Genomic DNA, 18,279 nt, shown 5'->3' on the forward strand with positions numbered 1-18,279 from the left:
ACTCCCTTTCTTTTTGTTGCTTGCGGTTTGTTGTTTGCGACCGTTACCTGATCACGGATGGCCCCTGGTCCGGTAGCGCGACGTCGACGACGCGAAACTGTACGCGCTCGGCGCCCTGATAGCGATCGACCGACAGCGACCCCGCTACATGCAATTGCTGACCACGATTGGCCAGCAATGCATTGCCAAGCTTTTGCCCGACGGAACGGAACGCGATACCATTCACGATGGCGCCGTCGCCCGACTTGAAGCGCAGGCGCAGATGCGCCTGTCCGACTTCGTCGGCAAACACGAGCTGATGCGCCGGCAGCGCCAGCACCGGCTCCGGATTGCCGCTGCCGAAGGGTCCTGCGCGATTGAGCGTGGTCGCCAGCTCCGTTGTCACCGCGCGCGCCGAGACTGCTCCGTCGATGTAGAGCTCGTTGACGTGGCGCGCCTCGGCGACATCTTGCGCCAGCGCGTTTTCGAGATAGGCACGGAATTCGGCAAGCTTCTCTTTCCGCAGCGTGACGCCCGCAGCCATGGCATGGCCGCCGCCCTTGAGCAGAATACCGTCGGCGACGGCCTGCCGCACCACCTTGCCGAGATCGACGCCGGCGATCGAGCGACCCGATCCGGTGCCGATCCCGCCGGGCTCCAGCGCGATCGCAAAAGCCGGCCGCGAGAACTTCTCTTTCAGCCGTGAGGCCACGAGGCCGACCACGCCGGGATGCCAGCCTTCGGACGCGGTGACGATCACGCCGAGCTTGTCCTCGAACCCGATCGAGGCCAGCGCCTCGGCTTCGGCCTGCGCTTCGGCCGCCTGCTCGATGACGCGGCGCTCGCTGTTGAGACGGTCGAGCTCGGCAGCGATCCGCGCGGCCTCGACGCTGTCGCCTTCCAGCAAGAGCCGCACACCGAGGTCGGCACGGCCGATGCGGCCGCCGGCATTGACGCGCGGGCCCAGCATGAAGCCGAGATGCCAGGCCTCCGGCGGCCCATTGAGCCGCGCCACGTCCATCAGCGCGGTGTGGCCGACATGGTCGCGCCGGCGCATCGCGATCAGGCCCTTGGCCACGAAGGCGCGGTTCAGGCCGATCAATGGCGCAACGTCCGCGACGGTGCCGAGCGCGACGTGGTGCAGCATGCCGAGCAGATCGGGCTCGGGCATCTCGGCGGTCCAGAAGCCGCGCTGGCGCAGCTCGCGGTTGACCGCAACCAGCGTCACCAGCACGAGGCCGACGGCCGCGAGATGGCCGAGGCCGGAGAGATCGTCGAGCCGGTTCGGATTGACCAGCGCATCGACCTCTGGAAGCACGTCACCGGCCTGGTGATGGTCGATCACGACCACGGACTGGCCCAGCCGTTTCGCCTCCGCCAGCGGCTCGACACTGGTGGTACCGCAATCGACGGTGACGAGCAGCGTGGCGCCCTTGGCCGCGAGGCCTCGAACCGCTTCGACGTTGGGACCGTAGCCCTCGAAGATGCGGTCGGGAATATGGATCAGCGGATCGAGGCCGCAATGGCGCAAGTGCCAGGCGAGCAGCGCCGCCGAGGTCGCGCCGTCGACGTCGTAGTCGCCGAAGATCGCGACCTTCTCGCCCCTCTCCGCCGCATCCGCGATGCGCTTGGCGGCGGCTTCCATTTCCGTCACCGTGAACGGATCGGGCATGAGCTTGCGGATGGTCGGATCGAGGAAATCAGGTACGGCGTCGATATCGACGCCGCGGCCGGCCAGCACCCGCGCCAGCAATTCCGGCAGCTGATGGCGTTGCACAATCGCGAGCGCCGTCGCGGCGCCGCGCGCATCCAGCCGGGAGCGCCAGAGCTTGTCGGTGAGCGAGCGCGCCACGCCCAAGAACGCCTGGGGCATTTCGACGGGGAGTGCGGATGCGGGAGGAACCATCTTGCTTCAGTCCGTACGACGACGGTAGCACATTGGGCAATCTCCCGATGCCCCAGCCGGGCGGTTTTGCACAGCGCCTCCACGAGCCCTTTTTCCGTAGACTTCACCCTGGTCTGCACAGCATCTCGCGGGCTCGGTTGGTGTGATCCGAGATCGCGAAAACAACCCCATGCACAGTAGCGGGAAGGCTTTTTTCACGGCGATTTTTCATTGCCGTTTGACGCGTCGGGCAAGATCGCTTGACACGTCGGGCAAAACACCGGCGTCGGTGCGATGGTGGCGCCATTGGCGGCCTGGTGAGCTTCGTCGAGCGCCTCGGAACACGCCCGCCTCCTCACCTCCAGAGCCCTAAGCCCTGGCGCGATCGTCCTCCGCGGTCTGCAATGTTGCTCCCCCCAGCGTCTGCGACGGATGCTCCCCGAACATCGCGAGGTAATATTGCGCGAACCGGCCAAGCTCGTAAAAGCCCTGCTCCATTGCCACGGCCGCCACGGTGGTCGAGCCGGGCGCGCTCCGGCGCAGAATGGAATGAACGGCGCACAGCCGCTTGTGCCGGAGGAAGCTGACGGGGCCGAGGCCGAACACCTCCTGAAAGGCGCGGTGCAGAGTCCGTCGCGATACGCCCAGCGCCGCGCAGATTTCCGCCACATGAACCGGACGCGTGCCTGTCGCGTCGAGATAGTCCTCGACCCTGCGGATCAGCCGGCGTGCCGAAGGCAGCCAGCCGCTATCGTCCGGCGGCAGCGACGACATGATGTTGGCCGCCATGCATTCGACAATCGATCGCTTCCAGAAGTCGGCAGTTGCCGGCGTCAGGCTGGCGCTACGGGCGCGCAGATGCGACATGATGCGGACCAGGCGGCGGGTGGCGATCGCGCCGGTCTTGGGATCCGCCCGGAAATGACCACGACTGCGCCAGGCGTCGGGATCGCTCAACCGCCCCTCGCCGCTGAACAGCGTCGCGACCTCACCGAGGTCGAAGCGCATCGCGGCGTAAGCGGACGCGCCGTGAAAGACCCCGTCGTGCTCGAGCAGCGGCGGAATGACGAGCACGTCGTTGAGCTGCATGTCGAACGCCCAGTGGGCGACGCGCTCCTCGGCCGCGAGCAACATTCCGATAATCAGCTTGTCGTCGCTGGAGACACGTTGCGTGCGCATGCCGACATTGAAGGTGCCGATGCTGAGCGAGAAGTCGCCGATGCCGACATGGGACAACCTCCCGCGCAACCGGCCGCGGCCGAGCTGCATCACGTCGACATGCGATCCGTGGACGGCCCCGCGAAGGCCTTCAAAACCGTCCAGCTTCCTCGAATCAACCAGAATAAGTGGCCCCATGGCTGCAGGCTGTTGCGGAAGCACGACAATTCTGGGGCGGGCGACAGGGCATCGCAATGCGAGACACCTGCGACAAGCTGACTCGGTTTGAGGCCAATCGGTGCCGAATTTGACGCAAGAGCCGCGCTACGTCGCGCTGGCGCTTGAGGAAATTGCCACGGAGATCATGAGGTCTCGCCTGCCGCGCTCACGCGGACTGGCACAAACTGCACATCACAGCCGTCAAGTTCTCGGATAATATTTTGCTGTCCTAACAATATCGATTGAACGCACTCTGCGGTTGGCAGAGCGCACGCCGCAAGACCTTGTGGCGCGCCGGAACGTGCATGCGCAAAGGAAAGAGATGTTGACGGAATGACGCGTCTTCCTCTCCCCGAGCGCCAAAAGAGGGGGCCAGACCATGTGTGCAAGCTGCCGAGCCATGTGCTGTCGCCGAACTCTGCCAAAGTCCGCGCCTTAGCGTCGGGTGGAATACACGTATCGGAATTTCCACCATGCTGCGTGCGGATCTGGATCGCTGCGAGTGGTTGCCGGATGATGCGAAGACCGGCGAGATGGTCTTCGTTCCCGGTGGAACTTTTCGCATGGGATCCGACCATCACTACCCCGAGGAAGCGCCAAGCCACCGCGTCTGCGTCGACGGCTTCTGGATTGATCGAACGCCTGTGACCGTCAGACAATTCAAGCAGTTCGTCGACGCAACCGGCCATATCACCGAAGCGCAGATCGTTCCGGATCCAACCAATTATCCCGACGCCCCGACAGAGCTGCAATACGCGGGATCCCTGGTGTTCGCGCCGCTGCCGCACATCACCGATCTCGCCGATTGGAGCCAATGGTGGTCCTTCCTGCGCGGCGCCGACTGGTGCCATCCCTACGGCCCCGGCAGCAGCATCAAGGGGCTCGATGACCATCCGGTTGTCCACGTTTCCTACAGCGATGCGGCGGCCTATGCGCGCTGGGCCGGCAAGGCGCTGCCGACCGAAGCGGAGTGGGAATTTGCCGCGCGCGGCGGCCTCGACGGCGAGGAGTTCGCCTGGGGCGATGCGTTGATGCCGGGCGGCAAGCACATGGCGAACATCTGGCAAGGCAATTTCCCTGTCCAGAACCTCGCCGAGGATGGGTTCGTGCGCACCTCGCCGGTCATGGCCTTTCCGCCGAACGGCTACGGCCTCCACGACATGATTGGCAATGTCTGGGAGTGGACCGCCGACTGGTGGTCGGCCCAGCACACGGCCGAAGCTGGAAAGCCGCGCTGCATCCCCCAAAATCCCCGCGGCGGTCGCGAGGAGGCAAGCTACGACCCTCGCCTTCCCGATGCCAGAATTCCCCGCAAGGTCCTGAAGGGCGGCTCGCATCTATGCGCGCCCAACTATTGCCGTCGCTACCGTCCCGCTGCACGCCACGCCGAGCCCGTCGATACCTCAACCAGCGATATCGGTTTCCGCTGCGTGGTGCGTGCAACATAGGCGTATTGCTTGGGCTGCGCGTTGGCCCTTGGGCCGCCACGTCCGTGGAGCTCGCATCATCCGCCTTCCACAAAGGCCACCGGTGTCCCTTTCGCGACGCTGGCTGCGACGCGTTCGGCATCCCAGTTGGTGAGGCGCACGCAGCCGTGCGATTGCCCCTTGGAGATATTTTGCGGCGATGGCGTGCCATGGATGCCATAGCCGTCAGCGGACAGGTTGATCCACACTATGCCGACCGGATTGTTTGGACCGGGCATGATCTTGAAGGGCTTTCGGGCATGCACGCCCTTGAAGTGATAGGCGGGATTGTAGCGGTAGGTCGGATTTGGATCGATCTCCGTCACCTTCAGCGTGCCTGATGGGGACGGCTTCTCCTCGCTGCCGACACTGGCCGGATAGAAACCGATCATCGCATTCGACTTGTCGAACAGCTTCACGGTTTGCCTGACCTTGTCGATCTCGACCCTGTCGGCCTTGACGGGCGGAGCGCTGCCGCCGCCGCTGGTGTCGACGACAGCGATGGTCTCGCCGGCGTGGTCGAAATGACGTCCTGGGTTGAGCGCCGCCAGCAGTTGCTCGCTCATGTGAAACTTCTCGCCCAACGCTTCCCTCGGGCTGGTGTAGCCCAGCTTCGGAATGTCCTTCATGTCTTCCATCTTGGCGGGAAGCTTGCGCAGGAACGGACCTGCGACGTCCTTGTCGGTGATGGTGTAGGTGGTCGTCGGCGGCCGTGCGTCCGCCTGGAGGGCCTTCCAGACGTCGTCGGTCACCTCGTCAGAGACAGGCAGTTGCCGCGCTTCCGCATAGGCGCGAAGCGCCTTCCTGGCATTCTCTCCGAACTTGCCGTCGATCTCGCCAGGCGAGAAGTGGGCCCTGTCCAGCAGAACCTGCAGGCGCACGCCCGCCGGGGTCGGCTTGTCTTTCGAGAGGGTCTTCTTCGAAGGCTGAGTGGACGCGATGGCGGCCGGATCCATCCCGGCGGCGAGCGCTGGCGTGGCCGTCAAGGCCAGCAGTGCGGCTGCAAACGCAATCTTCGCGGCCGCGCGCGGCGGCCTCGCCTCGGCCATGGTCCAGCTCCGACGTAGGGACGTTCGTCGCCATGGCAACTCGGTTCGGCGCTGGAAGTTTCCGGTTTTTCCTGACGGGCGAAAGGTGGGCGGCCTACCAGGCGGCGCGCCGCGCTGCCATCTCGGCCGCGAGCAGGACCGCAGCGCGACTGGCGCCGATCGAGGCGATCCCCTGCCCTGCGATGTCATAGGCCGTGCCATGGGCGGGCGTGCAGATCGGGAACGGGAAGCCGCCGAGCAGGGTCACGCCGCGATCGAAGCCCATCAGCTTCATCGCGATCTGACCCTGGTCGTGATACATGGTCAGCACCGCATCGAAGGCGCCGGCCTTGGCGCGCAAGAACACGGTGTCGGCGGGAAACGGGCCGTCCACGGCGATGCCGTCGCGCTTACCGGCTTCGACCACAGGCGCGATGACATCGATCTCTTCGCGGCCGAAATTGCCGCCATCGCCGGCATGCGGGTTGAGCCCCGCCACTGCAATGCGAGGCCGCGCAAAGCCCCCTTTACGCATGCAAGCATCGGTCAGCCTCAAGGCGCGCTGGATACGCTCGCCGGACAGTTTCGCAGCGACATCCCTCAGTGGAATGTGCGAGGTGACCCGCGCATTCCAGAGTTCTCCAAGCACGTTGAACTCACTGGCCGGCGTCCTCAGTCCCGCGACCTCCGCGGAAAATGCAATCTCGTCGTCGTAGTCGGCGCGCGCAAGGCGCATCGCCTGCTTGTTGAACGGGGTGAAGCAGACGGCATCGACCCGGCGGTCGCGTGCGAGCTCTAGCGCGTTCCGATAGTTCGTCAGGGCGAATTTGCCGCCGGCGAGTGTTGCCGTCTTGGGCGTGACCTCGCTGGGAGCGAGATGACCGAGATCGATGAACAGCGCGTCGCCCGGCGCTGCGCGAAGATCGGTCGCTTGCTCCACGCTGGTGAGCTCCGGCGCAACACCGGCAACGCGCGCACCTTCGTCGAAGATGCGGCGGTCGCCGATCACGACCAAGCGGCAGCGCGCTCGGATCTCGTCCAGCGCCGCGAGTTTTGCCGTCAGCTCGGGGCTGATGCCGGCAGGGTCTCCCGTCGGCAGTGCAATGAGCGGTTTTGCGGTCATATGATCACCTTTTCATGGGCGGGCGTCTCGGCGGCTGGCGAGACGTCTTTGCGGAACGGCCGTGCGAGTTGCAACACCAGCGGAAGCAGCAACAGCGCGATCCCCGCGACCACCAGGCACGTCACCAGCTTGTTGGCAAAGAAGATCCCGAGTGATCCCTTCGACATCAGCATCGACTGCCGGAACGCGTCCTCGGCCTTGTCGCCGATGACGATCGCGAGCACCAGCGGCGCCAGCGGATAGAACAGCTTCTTGAAGAGATAACCAACGACGCCGAAGCCGAGCATCATCACCACGTCGAGATAGGAGTTGGACACCGAATAGGCGCCGACGACGCAGATGATCACGATCAGCGGCGCGATGACGACGAAGGGGATCCGCATCAACGCGGCAAACACCGGGACGGTCAGCAGCACCAGCGCGACCGCGACGATGTTGCCGACATACATCGAGGCGATCAGGCCCCAGACGAAATCTTTCTGGTCCACGAACAACATCGGCCCGGGATTGAGGCCCCAGATCATCAGTCCGCCCATCATCACGGCCGCGGTCGCCGAGCCGGGGATGCCGAGCGAGAGCATCGGCAACAGCGCACTGGTGCCGGCGGCATGATCGGCGGTCTCCGGCGAGATGATGCCCTCGATCTCGCCCGTGCCGAAATAGCGGCCGCGGCGGGAGAAGCGGCGGGCGATGCCGTAGCTCATGAAGGAGGCCGCGGTCGGGCCGCCCGGGGTGATCCCCATCCAGCAACCGATCGCAGCGCTTCGCAACAGCGCAACGCTATGGCGCGGCAGGCGGCCGACCGCACGGAACACCTCCAGCCAGTCGATCTTCGACGAAACGGCACGAGCGTGAAATTCCTCTTCGACCGCAACCAGCAACTCGCCGATGCCGAACAGGCCCATCACCGCGACGACGAAGTTCACGCCCTTGACCAGCTCGTCCACGCCCATGGTGAGGCGGACGCTGCCCGAGACCGTGTCGATGCCGATGGCAGCGATGGCAAAGCCGATCGCGAGCGCCACCACGGTCTTGATCGGCGCCGCGCCGCCCATGCCGACAAAGCTGGCGAAGGCCAGGAAATAGACCGCAAAATATTCCGGTGGGCCGAAGGCGAGCGCGACCTGCGCCACCCAGGACGCCAGGAAGGTGATGAGGATAACGCCAACAAGGGCGCCGAACGCCGCCGAGCCGAAGGCGGTGGCAAGCGCCGTGGTTGGCCTTCCGTCGCGCGCCATCGGATAGCCGTCGAAGGTGGTCGCGACCGAGGACGGCTCGCCCGGGATGTTGAACAGGATCGAGGTGACCGAGCCGCCGAACAGCGCACCCCAATACATGCTGGACAGCAGGATGATCGCCGAGACCGGCTGCATGCCGAAGGTCAGCGGCAAGAGCAGCGACACCCCGTTCGGCGCGCCCAAGCCCGGCAGCACGCCGACAAGAATGCCGAGCAGAACGCCGATCGCCATCAGCACGAGATGCGGCACGGTGACCGCGATGGTGAAACCGTGCAGGAGCTCTGAGAGGTTGTCCATCGCCCTCTCCTCAGAACCCGAGCGCCGCGGCGAGCGCGCCATGCGGCAAGGACACCTGGAACATGCGCTCAAACACGACATAGAGCGCGAGCGCCGTCACCGCGGCTGTACCCGCTGAGCGCACCATGGCTTGATGCCGCGGGATCGCGAGCACGGCGAAGATGTAGCCAGCCGAAGCGACATACATTCCGAGCAACGGGATGGCGGCGACGAAGATCGCCGCCGGCAGGAACAGGCCCGCCAGCCGCCGCAGCTCAATCGACGTGATCGCGACGGGAACGCTCGCCAGCGAAGCTGTCGGCACCACGCCGCGCGCGAGATTGTAGAGGCTGCCGGCAACGATGATGAGGCCGGTCAAAAACGGAAACGTGCCGGACTCGACGCCCTCGCTCGACCAGCCGATGCCGTTGTCCAGGCTCTGGACCACCACCGCAACACCGAAACTGCCGGTGAGGACCGCGGTCGCAAGCTCGAGGACGCGTCGCGAGATCATTGAAGGCTCCGGTCACAGCACGTGCAGCGGCTGGACGTGTATGGCGCGCACTTTTTCCCCACCCCGGGTGGTCGTCCCGGCGAAGGCCGGGACCCATAACCCCAGGGAGCAGTTTGACGAAGACTCGATGTCAAGCGCTCCTCGGTACGACGACCGCCGCCCATCGAGAGATCACGCGGTATGGGTCCCGGCGTTCGCCGGGACGGCGGACGAGCTTGTGGCAAGCCCCGCCTCACTTGATCAGCCACCCCTGCTCGCTCGCGACCTGCTTGACGTGCTCGAGGTCCTCCTTGATGAACTTGTCGAACTCGGCGCCGGTCAGGAACGTGTCGACCTGGGAGGTCTTCTCGATATAGTCCTTCCATTCCGGCGTCGCCTGCACCTTCTTCATGAGGTCGACATAGTAGGCCGCCTGCTCCGGCGAGACCTTGCCGGGCAGCCAGACCGTGCGCGGCTGCTCGTATTGCTTGATGTCGAGGCCCTGCTCGGTGCAGGTCGGAACGTCGCCCCAGCCTTCGGTGGCCGTGATCTTCGGACCTTGCGGCAGCTGCTTCGGGCTGAACACGCAGAGCGGACGCTGCGTGCCGCCGCGCCACTGTCCCAAGCTCTCACTGGGATTGTTGACGTGGGAATCGAGGTGCCCGCCGGCGAGCTGCACGGCCGCCTCGGCGCCGCTCTTGAAGGGGATGTAGGTCAACTTCACATGACCGATCTTCTCGATCATGCGCGTCAGCACCTCGTCGGTGTCCTTGGACTGCGCGCCGCCCATCTTGAATTCGCCCGATGCGGCCGCCTTGAGATAGTCGCCTGCGGTCTTGTAGGGCGCGTCCTGTTTCACCCAGAGCAGGAACTCGTCCTGCGCCATCGCCGCGATCGGGGTCAGGTCGGTATAGTTGAAGGCTACCTTGGAGACGAGCGGCTGCTGCCAGGCGTTCGAGGTGCCGAAGATCACCTTGTAGGGATCGCCGGCGGAGGCCTTGCCGTAGACATAGCCCTCCGCGCCGCTGCCGCCGCCCTTGTTGACGACGACGATCGGCTGCTCCGTCAGCTTGTACTTGGTGATGATGTTCTGCACCGCGCGGGCGAGATTGTCGGTGCCGCCGCCGGGACCTGCGGTCGCCACGAACTCGATCGGCTTCTGCGGCTGCCAGGCTGCGAATGCCGGCGCGCTGCCTGCGAGCACGGCTGCACTGACGGACAATAGAAAGAGAGACGTCCCACGCATGATTTCCTCCAACTGAATTTTCTGTTTGTTTGATCAGTCGTCCTGGCGTCCGCTCAGGCGACGCGTTCTTCGCGCTCCCTGGATGCCGAAACAATTGCGCCTTCTTGTTCGAGCGCTTCGATTTGCGTCTGGTCGAACCCATGCTCGGCCAGCACCTCGCGTGTATGCTCGCCATAGACAGGCGCGCCTGATGCGACCTTGCCCGGCGTCTCCGAGAATTTCACCGGCAGCCCGATGGTCTTGACCGGGCCGAGGGTGGAATGCTCGACCTCGACGACCATCTCGCGCGCCAGCGTCTGCGGATCGCTCAGCGCCTCCAGCATGTCGTACACGGGACCGCAGGGCACGCCCTTCTCGTCCAGCGCCGCGAGCCAATGCGCGCGCGTTTGGGTTCTGAAACGTTCGCTGAGGACCGCTTCGAGCTCCTTCAAATTCGCCATGCGGTCGGAGCCATTGACGAAGCGCGGATCGGCGGCGAGCTCGCTCGCGCCGAGCGCTTCCAGCATCAGCAGCCAGTTCTTCTTGTTGGCGCCGCCGACGACGAGCCAGCCGTCGGAGGCCTCAAACGCCTGATAGGGAGCGTTGAGCGGATGCGCCGAGCCCATCGCGCGCGGCGCTGTGCCTGCGGCGAGCGCAATGGTCGATTGCCAATAGGTCTGCACCAGCGCGGCTTCAAAGAGCGAGGTCTCGACCCATTGCCCTTCACCGGTCTTGAGGCGATGGGTGTAGGCGGCAAGGATCCCCATGCTCGCGAGCAGGCCGGCGGTGATGTCGGACAGCGGCGGGCCGCACTTTACCGGCGGACCATCGGGGCGCTCGCCGGTAAAGCTCATGATGCCGCTCATGGCCTGCGCGACGAGGTCAAATCCCCTGCGATGCTTGTAGGGCCCGGTGCGGCCAAAGCCCGACAGCGAGCAATAGATCAGCGCCGGGAATTTCTTGTGCAGCTCTTCATAGCCAAAGCCCAGACGCTCCATGGCGCCCGGCGCAAAATTCTCGACCAGTACGTCGGCGTCCGCGATCAGGCGCCGCAGCACCTCCTTGCCGCCGTCGGTCTTCAGATCCAGCACGATACCGCGCTTGTTGCGGTTCATCATCAGGAAGGATGCGGCCTCGTCGCCGATCTTCGGCGGCACCGAATGGCGGGTGTCGTCACCACCAGGCCACTTCTCGATCTTGATGACGTCGGCGCCCATGTCGGCGAGCATCAGGGTGCAGGTCGGCCCCGCCATGACATGGGTGAGGTCGATGACCTTGAGGCCCGCAAGCGGTCCCGAACGGCGTGAGGTGGATTGCGATGGTTCGCTTGGCATCGGGCGTCCTATTGACCACGCCACTGCGGGGCGCGCTTGTTGAGGAAAGCATCGAGCCCTTCGCGAAAATCCTGGCTCGTGTAGCACATCAGGATGAGGTCTTCGCCCTCGTCCCGGGTCAGCCGCCGCTGCAAACGGGCGACCGCCTGCTTGGTCGCGTTCAGCGTTAGCGGCGCGTGGCTGGCAACGAGGCGCGCGATCTCATCAGCGCGCGTGTCGAGCGCTGCGAGATCATCAACGATCTCGCCGAGCAGACCGATGCTGGCGGCCTCCGCGGCATCGACGAGGCGGGCGGTGAAGATCAGGTCCTTGACCCGCGCCGCCCCGATCAGAGCGGTGAGACGGCTGACATTGGACATCGACAGGCAATTGCCCAGCGTTCGCGCAATAGGAAATCCGATTTTGGCGCTGCGGGTGCCGATGCGCAGGTCGCAGGCCGCGGCAATGCCCGCCCCGCCACCGGTGCAGAAGCCGTTGATCGCCGCGATCGTCGGCACCCGGCATTGCTCGAGCGTGGTCAGCACCCGGTCGATGCGGTTCTCGTAGTCGATGGCGTCCTGTGGCGTCTCGAATTCGCGGAACTGGTTGATGTCGGTGCCCGAGGCGAAGGCCTTGTCGCCGGCCCCGCGCAGCACCAGCACCTTGATGGAGCTGTCGTCATTGGCTTGCTCGCAGATGGCCGCGAGCCGTTCGTACATGGCGAAGGTGAAGGCATTGCGCGCCTGCGGACGGTTGAAGGTGACCCGCCCGATCCCGTCCTTGCATTCAAAAACGAGGTCGTCTGCCCTCACGGCCTGGTCCATTTCCTCGACTCCCCGACTGTTTTTGCATTTTTGAATGCAAAATTTTTGATTTTCAAGATATAATTCCGGAACTTTCGTCTATTGAGGCACTTTTGCATTCAAAATTTGAGGAAGCCCATGCTGCATGAGGAGGTCGTCGGCCGCATCCGCGACATTCTGCTCGACGGCGAGATCCCGCCGGGCGCGCGGATTCCCGAGCGCGAGCTGTGCGAACGGCTGGAGATTTCGCGCACGCCGCTGCGCGAAGCGCTCAAGGTGCTGGCTGCCGAGGGTCTCGTTCAGCTGCTGCCCCATCGCGGCTCGCGCGCGGCGAAGCTGACCGACAAGGACATGCGCGACCTGTTCGAGGTCTGCCAGGGCCTCGAAGCGCTGGCGGGCGAGCTCGCTTGCGAGCGCATCACCGATCAGGAGATCGCTGAGATTGCCGCCGCGCACGCGGCCATGGTGCAGCATTATCGCGAGGGTGATCTGATCCAGTATTATCGTGGCAACCGCGCCATCCACGAGGGGATCGTCAGCGCCGCCGGCAATCCCGTGCTTTCAGGACTCTACGCATCAGTGACCGCGCGCATCCGCCGCGCCCGCTACGTCACACCGATGACGCCGCAGCGCTGGGCGCTGGCCGTGAAAGAGCACGAAGCGATCCTGAATGCGCTCGAGCGGCGCGACGGCGCCGGCCTCTCCCACATCCTGCGCACCCATCTGCGCCACAAACGGGAGGAGGTGCTGCAGGCGGGGTTTGCCGAGGCGGAAGCGAGCGAGCCCACGCTGAAGATCGCGTGAGGCCGGCTGCCAGTGTAACCGGCGCGATTCCGCTGGCGGCCCACGCGACGGATGTGCTTTCATGAGTGCACTTTTTCCGCTGCCCAGCCTTGGTACGATTTTTCCCGTGTAGTTATTTAAAACATCGGAGACGCAGATGCCTCTCAAAACCTTTTTAGCGATTGTCACGATTTTGGCGATTCCTCACGGGATCGCTTTTGTTTTTGTACCCGACCTGCTCGCGACAATTTATGGCCTTGAGCATTCGCCAGCCGTCGCATTCATGGGCCGGCTGTTCGGAGGCGCTTTGATCGCATGGGGAGGCATCATCTAGTCAGCTCGGAATTTTGGCGACGATGCTAGCATACGCGCCGTCTTGATGTGGACCGCGGGAGCCGAAGCGATTGGCCTGGTGACCGCTGTCGCCGCGACCTTGTCGGGTGTCCTCAATGCGATGGGTTGGCTCGCTGCCGCGATATATCTGTTTGGCTCAGCCGGCTGCACCTACTTCCTGACGACGCAGGCAAAGCTCTCGGCGGCCTGACTTGAGAGAGCCCGGTTCGTCCGGTCCCCCTCCTCTAGCAGCCGAGTCTGTCGGCGATGCCGCCAAAATCCTTGGCGACGATGTCCCAGTTGCCAGTCGCTTCGAAATCGACCTTCTGGTGCGGGCCGTACTCGGTCGGCCGCGCCACGAAGGCGGTCTTCAGGCCGTATTTCTGCGCGGCGGCGAGATCGCCGTTGTGCGCGGCGACCATCATCACCTCCTCCGGCTTGAGACAGAGCAGCTTTGCGGCGCCGAGATAGGTTTCGGGATCGGGCTTGTAGTGCTCGAACAGTTCGGCCGACATGATGAGGTCCCACGGCAGGCCGGCGAACTTCGCCATGTTGGTGAGCAGCGCGACGTTGCCGTTCGACAGCGGCGCGATCACGAACTTCGTCTTCAGCCGCGTCAGGCCGGCGACGCTGTCAGGCCAGGGATTGAGGCGGTGCCAGCCCTTGGTGAGATGATCGAGATCGGCGTCGGTGAGGCCCTTGATCGCGAATTTCTCGACCAGCTTTTCGAGAGAACGCCGATGCAGATCGTCGAGCATGACGTAGCCGCGCTCGGGATGCTCGCGCACATCCTGCATCGAGGCGACATACATGCCGCGCCAGCCATCGACGAGCGCGGTCCAGTCGGCGCTGATGCCGCGCCCCTTCCCCCACCACATGAAATCGGTGATCAGGCTGGTGCGCCAGTCAACGACGGTGCCGAACACGTCGAAGATCAGGGCTTTGACGGCGGAGAGATCGGACATGGCGCGCTTCCCTTGTTCTTATCGTTGTCATTCCGGGGCGATGCGCAGCATCGAACCCGGAATCCATTTCGCCTCAGACTTTGCCGCCCGATGGATTCCGGGCTCTCGCTTCGCGAGCCCCGGAATGACAGAGGCGCTTAGTCCAAATGGAACTTCGCGAGCTCGCGATGCTCGGCCTTGATGTAGCGCACGGTGCCGGTGACGGAGCGCATCACCACCGTCTCGGTCTCGATCACGCCGTCCTTGCGGAACTTGACGCCTGACAGCAGCGAACCGGTGGTGACGCCGGTGGCGGCGAACAGACAGTCGCCGCGCGCCATGTCCTCGATGCCGTAGATCATCTTGGGATCGTTGACGCCCATCTTGGCGGCGCGCTCGATCTTCTCGCCGGAATCGAGGATCAGGCGGCACTGCATCTGGCCGCCGATGCAGCGCAGCGCCACCGCCGCGAGCACGCCTTCCGGCGCGCCGCCGGTGCCGAGATACATGTCGACACCGGTGTTGTCGGGATCGGCGCAGTGGATCACGCCGGCGACGTCGCCGTCGGTGATGAGGCGCACGGCAGCGCCCGTCGAGCGCACGCTCTCGATGATGCTGGCATGGCGCGGACGGTCGAGCACCAGCACGGTGATGCCCTCAGGCTTGACGCCCTTGGCCTTGGCGAGGCGGCGAACGTTTTCGGCCGGCGATGCGTCGAGCTCGACGACACCCTTGTCATAGCCGGGGCCGATCGCGAGCTTCTGCATATAGACGTCGGGCGCGTGCAGCAGCGTGCCGCCATCGGCCATCGCCATGGTGGCGATCGAGCCCGGCATGTTCTTGGCGCACAGCGTGGTGCCTTCGAGCGGGTCGACCGCGATATCGACCTCGGGGCCGGCATTCACGCCAACCTTCTCGCCAATGAAGAGCATCGGCGCTTCGTCGCGCTCGCCCTCGCCGATCACGATGGTGCCCTGGATCGGCAGCTTGTTGAGCTCGCGGCGCATGGCGTCGACGGCGGCCTGGTCGGCGGCCTTTTCCTGCCCGTGCCCGCGCAGCCGCGCCGACGACACCGCCGCCCGCTCCGTCACGCGCACAATCTCCAGCGTCAGAATGCGCTCGAGCAATGCCTGCGGCGGCACTGAAATATGGGTCGACATCGGCTAACTCCTTCGAAACCGTTTTGGACAGGACACCCTGCCCGCATCAACTCGTAACACCCACAGTTCGTTCGAACCGTGTCATCGTTTAAGCATGCTCTTTCCCGAAAACCGCTGCACACTTTTCGGGAGCATGCTCTAGTTCTTCTCAATTCTGATGACCTGCGGCCGTCCGCTGATCACCTTGTCCTTCTGCACGGCGGCCAGCGCGCGGCGCACCGCGTCTTCATGCGTGGCGTAGGTGATCAGGATGACGGGCACGGGCACAGCCTTGCCGTCAGCGGGCGCAACGCCGCCATTGGGGTGCCGCTGCACGATCGACTCGATCGAAATCTTCTGCTCCGCAAGTCGCGTTGCGATCGCAGCTGCGGTGCCCGGGAAATCGCGCGCGAGAAGACGGATGTAGTAGCCGCCCTCGTGCCGCTCCATCGGCGCCTTCTTGGTGTCGCGCAACTGCGCGATCGGCCGGCCGAACGGATTGGCGCGGATGCCGCGCGCGACGTCGGCGATATCGGCAACAACGGCGGACGCGGTCGCAGCGCCGCCCGCGCCCGGGCCGACCAGCGTGATCGGCGGAATGCCCTCGCCATCGATCGTGACCGCATTGGTGACACCCATCACCTGCGCGATCGAGGAAGATTTGGGAACCATGGTCGGATGCACGCGCTGCTCGATGCCCTTGGCGGTGCGAACGGCAACGCCGAGCAGCTTGACGCGGTAGCCGAGATCGGCGGCCGCGCGCAGATCTTCCGGCGCAATGGAGGAGATGCCTTCGACATACACTGCGCTTTGAGCAACTTTCGTGCCGAAAGCGAGGCTGGCGAGGATCGCGAGCTTCTGCGCGGTATCGTGACCGTCGACGTCGAAGGACGGGTTGGCCTCGGCATAGCCGAGCCGCTGCGCATCCTTCAGGCACTCGGCGAACGACAGGCCCTCCTGCTCCATCCGCGTCAGGATGTAATTGCAGGTGCCGTTGAGGATACCGTAGACGCGATTGATGCCGGTTCCCGCAAGACCTTCACGCAACGTCTTGATGACGGGGATCGCGGCGCCGACGGCTGCCTCGAAATTCAGCGCACCGCCATGCTTTTCGGCGGCCTTCGCCAGCTTGATGCCGTGCTTGGCGAGCAGCGCCTTGTTCGCCGTGACGACGGACTTGCCGGCATTCAGCGCAGCCTCGACCGCGGACAGCGAGGGATCGCCCGCGCCGCCCATCAGCTCGACGAAGCAATCGATGTTGGGATCCGTTGCGAGCGCCATCGGATCCTTCGCCCATGTGACGCCACGCAGATCGATGCTGCGCTTCTTTGCTTTTGAACGCGCGGTCACGGCGACGACGTGAATACCGCGACCGCTGCGGCCCGCGAGCACGCGCGCCTGCGTTTCGATCAAACGGACAACTTCGGCGCCCACGGTGCCGAGCCCCGCTATGCCCACTTTCAGGGGTGCAACCATGATGCTTTAGTGAACCTGTCGAAGAGAATTAGCGCCTGTTGGCGAGTGGAACGACGTTGTGCAACGTTTCGATGCCGCTTTCAAGGAAGCGACGCACGCCGCGCGCGGCCTGCCTGATCCGCTGCTCGTTTTCCACCATGGCGATGCGGACATATCCTTCACCATGCTCGCCGAAGCCGACGCCGGGCGAGACCGCAACGCCTGATTTTTCCACCATCAGGGTCGCGAACTGCATGCTGCCGACGCTGCGGAAAGCCTCCGGCAGCGGCACCCAGGCGAACATCGAGGCCTCCGGCGGCGGGATCTCCCAACCGGCGCGGCCGAACGATTCCACCAGCGCATCGCGGCGCTTGCGATACGTGTCGCGCATCTCCTTGATGCAATCGTCGGGGCCGTTCAGCGCCGCGGTCGCAGCGACCTGCACCGGCGTGAATGCACCGTAATCGAGATAGGACTTGACGCGGGCGAGTGCTGCGATCACACGCTCATTGCCGACCGCAAAGCCCATGCGCCAGCCGGCCATCGAATAGGTCTTCGACATCGAGGTGAACTCGACGGTGACGTCCATCGCGCCGGGGACCTGCAGCACCGAGGGCGGTGGATTGTTCTCGTCGAAATAGACCTCGGCATAAGCGAGATCGGACAGGATCAGGATCTCGTGCTTCTTCGCGAAGGCGACGAGGTCCTTGTAGAAGTCGAGGCTCGCGACATAGGCGGTCGGGTTCGAGGGATAGCAGACCACGAGCGCCAGCGGCTTCGGGATCGAATGCACGATCGCGCGCTCCACCGCCTCGAAGAATTGCGGCGTCGGCTCCGAAGGCACCGAGCGGATCACGCCGCCCGCCATCAGGAAGCCGAAGGCGTGAATCGGATAGCTCGGGTTCGGGCAAAGTATGACGTCGCCCGGTGCCGTGATCGCCTGCGCGACGTTGGCAAAGCCCTCCTTCGAGCCCAGCGTCGCCACGACCTGGGTGTCCGGATTGAGCTTCACGCCGAAGCGGCGGTCGTAATAGGCGGCCTGGGCCCGGCGCAGGCCCGGGATGCCGCGGGACGCCGAGTAGCGGTCGGTGCGCGGCTTGCCCAGCGTCTCCTTCAGCTTCTCCAGGACATGCGGCGGGGCCGGCAGGTCCGGATTGCCCATGCCGAGATCGATGATGTCGGCGCCGGCATTCCGCGCGGCCGCCTTGGCCCGGTTGACCTGCTCGAACACGTAAGGCGGTAAGCGGCGGATGCGGTAAAAGTCTTCCATGGGTCTCTGGGCTCCGGGCAGCCGGTCAGGACAGAATCGAGGGGCAATGACCACCCCTTTGAAGGAACCTCGGCCCGCGCCCAAAAATCACTCAAGATCAAATACTTGGAGCGACTTTTGGCGATAAGGACTAAACTCCTTCGCCCTGA

17 protein-coding genes are annotated in these 18,279 nt (G+C 64.6%); 4 read left to right on the plus strand and 13 right to left on the minus strand.

Annotated features, from left to right (window positions below; translation table 11 throughout):
* Positions 1-43: 43 nt before the first annotated feature.
* Positions 44-1,885 (minus strand): single-stranded-DNA-specific exonuclease RecJ, encoded by a 1,842-nt coding sequence (gene recJ, locus XH89_RS20800; protein WP_194462309.1) that lies wholly within the window; start codon positions 1,883-1,885, stop codon positions 44-46.
* A 348-nt stretch (positions 1,886-2,233) separates the two neighbouring features.
* A complete protein-coding gene (locus XH89_RS20805; protein WP_194462310.1) occupies positions 2,234-3,220 on the minus strand; it encodes a helix-turn-helix domain-containing protein in 987 nt (328 codons plus the stop codon).
* A 494-nt stretch (positions 3,221-3,714) separates the two neighbouring features.
* Between XH89_RS20805 and XH89_RS20810 the strand changes: the two genes are divergently transcribed.
* Complete coding sequence (locus XH89_RS20810) at positions 3,715-4,689, plus strand: formylglycine-generating enzyme family protein (RefSeq protein ID WP_194462311.1); 975 nt, start codon at positions 3,715-3,717, stop codon at positions 4,687-4,689.
* Positions 4,690-4,745: 56 nt separating this feature from the next.
* On the opposite strand, the gene XH89_RS20815 is transcribed toward XH89_RS20810, so the two are convergent.
* From XH89_RS20815 to XH89_RS20845, 7 genes are all read right to left on the minus strand, one after another.
* A complete protein-coding gene (locus tag XH89_RS20815) occupies positions 4,746-5,756 on the minus strand; it encodes a L,D-transpeptidase family protein (protein ID WP_246767573.1) in 1,011 nt (336 codons plus the stop codon).
* Positions 5,757-5,850: 94 nt separating this feature from the next.
* Positions 5,851-6,858, minus strand: a complete 1,008-nt coding sequence (locus XH89_RS20820; RefSeq protein WP_194462312.1) for a 4-hydroxythreonine-4-phosphate dehydrogenase PdxA — start codon at positions 6,856-6,858, stop codon at positions 5,851-5,853.
* Entirely contained in the window at positions 6,855-8,393 is a 1,539-nt protein-coding gene (locus XH89_RS20825) for a tripartite tricarboxylate transporter permease (protein ID WP_194462313.1), read from the minus strand. The genes XH89_RS20820 and XH89_RS20825 overlap by 4 nt, the downstream gene beginning before the upstream one ends.
* Before the next feature lie 10 nt (positions 8,394-8,403).
* The gene (locus XH89_RS20830) at positions 8,404-8,886 is read right to left on the minus strand and encodes a tripartite tricarboxylate transporter TctB family protein (protein WP_194462314.1); all 483 of its coding nucleotides are present in this window, start codon (positions 8,884-8,886) and stop codon (positions 8,404-8,406) included.
* 232 nt (positions 8,887-9,118) lie between these two features.
* Positions 9,119-10,111, minus strand: coding sequence for a tripartite tricarboxylate transporter substrate binding protein (locus XH89_RS20835; protein WP_194462315.1), 993 nt, complete (start codon positions 10,109-10,111; stop codon positions 9,119-9,121).
* 53 nt (positions 10,112-10,164) lie between these two features.
* Positions 10,165-11,424, minus strand: a complete 1,260-nt coding sequence (locus XH89_RS20840; protein ID WP_194462316.1) for a CaiB/BaiF CoA-transferase family protein — start codon at positions 11,422-11,424, stop codon at positions 10,165-10,167.
* 8 nt (positions 11,425-11,432) lie between these two features.
* Positions 11,433-12,227: an enoyl-CoA hydratase/isomerase family protein gene (locus XH89_RS20845; protein WP_194462317.1), complete on the minus strand. Its 795-nt coding sequence runs from the start codon at positions 12,225-12,227 to the stop codon at positions 11,433-11,435.
* 117 nt (positions 12,228-12,344) lie between these two features.
* On the opposite strand from XH89_RS20845, the gene XH89_RS20850 reads away from it, so the two are divergent.
* The 3 genes from XH89_RS20850 to XH89_RS41890 all read left to right on the plus strand — a co-directional run bounded on the left by XH89_RS20850 (position 12,345) and on the right by XH89_RS41890 (position 13,533).
* Entirely contained in the window at positions 12,345-13,010 is a 666-nt protein-coding gene (locus XH89_RS20850; RefSeq protein WP_194462318.1) for a GntR family transcriptional regulator, read from the plus strand.
* Between the two features lie 136 nt (positions 13,011-13,146).
* Positions 13,147-13,323 (plus strand): hypothetical protein, encoded by a 177-nt coding sequence (locus tag XH89_RS20855; protein ID WP_194462319.1) that lies wholly within the window; start codon positions 13,147-13,149, stop codon positions 13,321-13,323.
* Between the two features lie 78 nt (positions 13,324-13,401).
* On the plus strand, positions 13,402-13,533 hold the full coding sequence (locus XH89_RS41890) for a hypothetical protein (protein ID WP_256439975.1): 132 nt from the start codon (positions 13,402-13,404) through the stop codon (positions 13,531-13,533).
* A gap of 34 nt (positions 13,534-13,567) precedes the next feature.
* Here XH89_RS41890 and XH89_RS20860 read toward each other — a convergent pair whose 3' ends face one another.
* From XH89_RS20860 to XH89_RS20875, 4 genes are all read right to left on the minus strand, one after another.
* Positions 13,568-14,287, minus strand: a complete 720-nt coding sequence (locus XH89_RS20860) for a haloacid dehalogenase type II (protein ID WP_194462320.1) — start codon at positions 14,285-14,287, stop codon at positions 13,568-13,570.
* Between the two features lie 137 nt (positions 14,288-14,424).
* On the minus strand, positions 14,425-15,426 hold the full coding sequence (gene glpX, locus XH89_RS20865) for a class II fructose-bisphosphatase (protein WP_194462321.1): 1,002 nt from the start codon (positions 15,424-15,426) through the stop codon (positions 14,425-14,427).
* Between the two features lie 138 nt (positions 15,427-15,564).
* Positions 15,565-16,881: a homoserine dehydrogenase gene (locus XH89_RS20870; RefSeq protein ID WP_194462322.1), complete on the minus strand. Its 1,317-nt coding sequence runs from the start codon at positions 16,879-16,881 to the stop codon at positions 15,565-15,567.
* Between the two features lie 28 nt (positions 16,882-16,909).
* A complete protein-coding gene (locus tag XH89_RS20875; protein WP_194462323.1) occupies positions 16,910-18,130 on the minus strand; it encodes an LL-diaminopimelate aminotransferase in 1,221 nt (406 codons plus the stop codon).
* Between the last annotated feature and the right edge of the window lie 149 nt (positions 18,131-18,279).

The organism is Bradyrhizobium sp. CCBAU 53340, from assembly GCF_015291645.1.
Lineage (GTDB): Bacteria > Pseudomonadota > Alphaproteobacteria > Rhizobiales > Xanthobacteraceae > Bradyrhizobium.

Excerpts from the sequence above, each read along its gene's own strand:
- recJ (WP_194462309.1), bottom strand. The coding sequence starts at position 1,885 with ATGGTTCCTCCCGCATCCGCACTCCCCGTCGAAATGCCCCAGGCGTTC.
- XH89_RS20805 (WP_194462310.1), bottom strand. The coding sequence starts at position 3,220 with ATGGGGCCACTTATTCTGGTTGATTCGAGGAAGCTGGACGGTTTTGAA.
- XH89_RS20810 (WP_194462311.1), top strand. The coding sequence starts at position 3,715 with ATGCTGCGTGCGGATCTGGATCGCTGCGAGTGGTTGCCGGATGATGCG.
- XH89_RS20815 (WP_246767573.1), bottom strand. The coding sequence starts at position 5,756 with ATGGCCGAGGCGAGGCCGCCGCGCGCGGCCGCGAAGATTGCGTTTGCA.
- XH89_RS20820 (WP_194462312.1), bottom strand. The coding sequence starts at position 6,858 with ATGACCGCAAAACCGCTCATTGCACTGCCGACGGGAGACCCTGCCGGC.
- XH89_RS20825 (WP_194462313.1), bottom strand. The coding sequence starts at position 8,393 with ATGGACAACCTCTCAGAGCTCCTGCACGGTTTCACCATCGCGGTCACC.
- XH89_RS20830 (WP_194462314.1), bottom strand. The coding sequence starts at position 8,886 with ATGATCTCGCGACGCGTCCTCGAGCTTGCGACCGCGGTCCTCACCGGC.
- XH89_RS20835 (WP_194462315.1), bottom strand. The coding sequence starts at position 10,111 with ATGCGTGGGACGTCTCTCTTTCTATTGTCCGTCAGTGCAGCCGTGCTC.
- XH89_RS20840 (WP_194462316.1), bottom strand. The coding sequence starts at position 11,424 with ATGCCAAGCGAACCATCGCAATCCACCTCACGCCGTTCGGGACCGCTT.
- XH89_RS20845 (WP_194462317.1), bottom strand. The coding sequence starts at position 12,227 with ATGGACCAGGCCGTGAGGGCAGACGACCTCGTTTTTGAATGCAAGGAC.
- XH89_RS20850 (WP_194462318.1), top strand. The coding sequence starts at position 12,345 with ATGCTGCATGAGGAGGTCGTCGGCCGCATCCGCGACATTCTGCTCGAC.
- XH89_RS20855 (WP_194462319.1), top strand. The coding sequence starts at position 13,147 with ATGCCTCTCAAAACCTTTTTAGCGATTGTCACGATTTTGGCGATTCCT.
- XH89_RS20860 (WP_194462320.1), bottom strand. The coding sequence starts at position 14,287 with ATGTCCGATCTCTCCGCCGTCAAAGCCCTGATCTTCGACGTGTTCGGC.
- glpX (WP_194462321.1), bottom strand. The coding sequence starts at position 15,426 with ATGTCGACCCATATTTCAGTGCCGCCGCAGGCATTGCTCGAGCGCATT.
- XH89_RS20870 (WP_194462322.1), bottom strand. The coding sequence starts at position 16,881 with ATGGTTGCACCCCTGAAAGTGGGCATAGCGGGGCTCGGCACCGTGGGC.
- XH89_RS20875 (WP_194462323.1), bottom strand. The coding sequence starts at position 18,130 with ATGGAAGACTTTTACCGCATCCGCCGCTTACCGCCTTACGTGTTCGAG.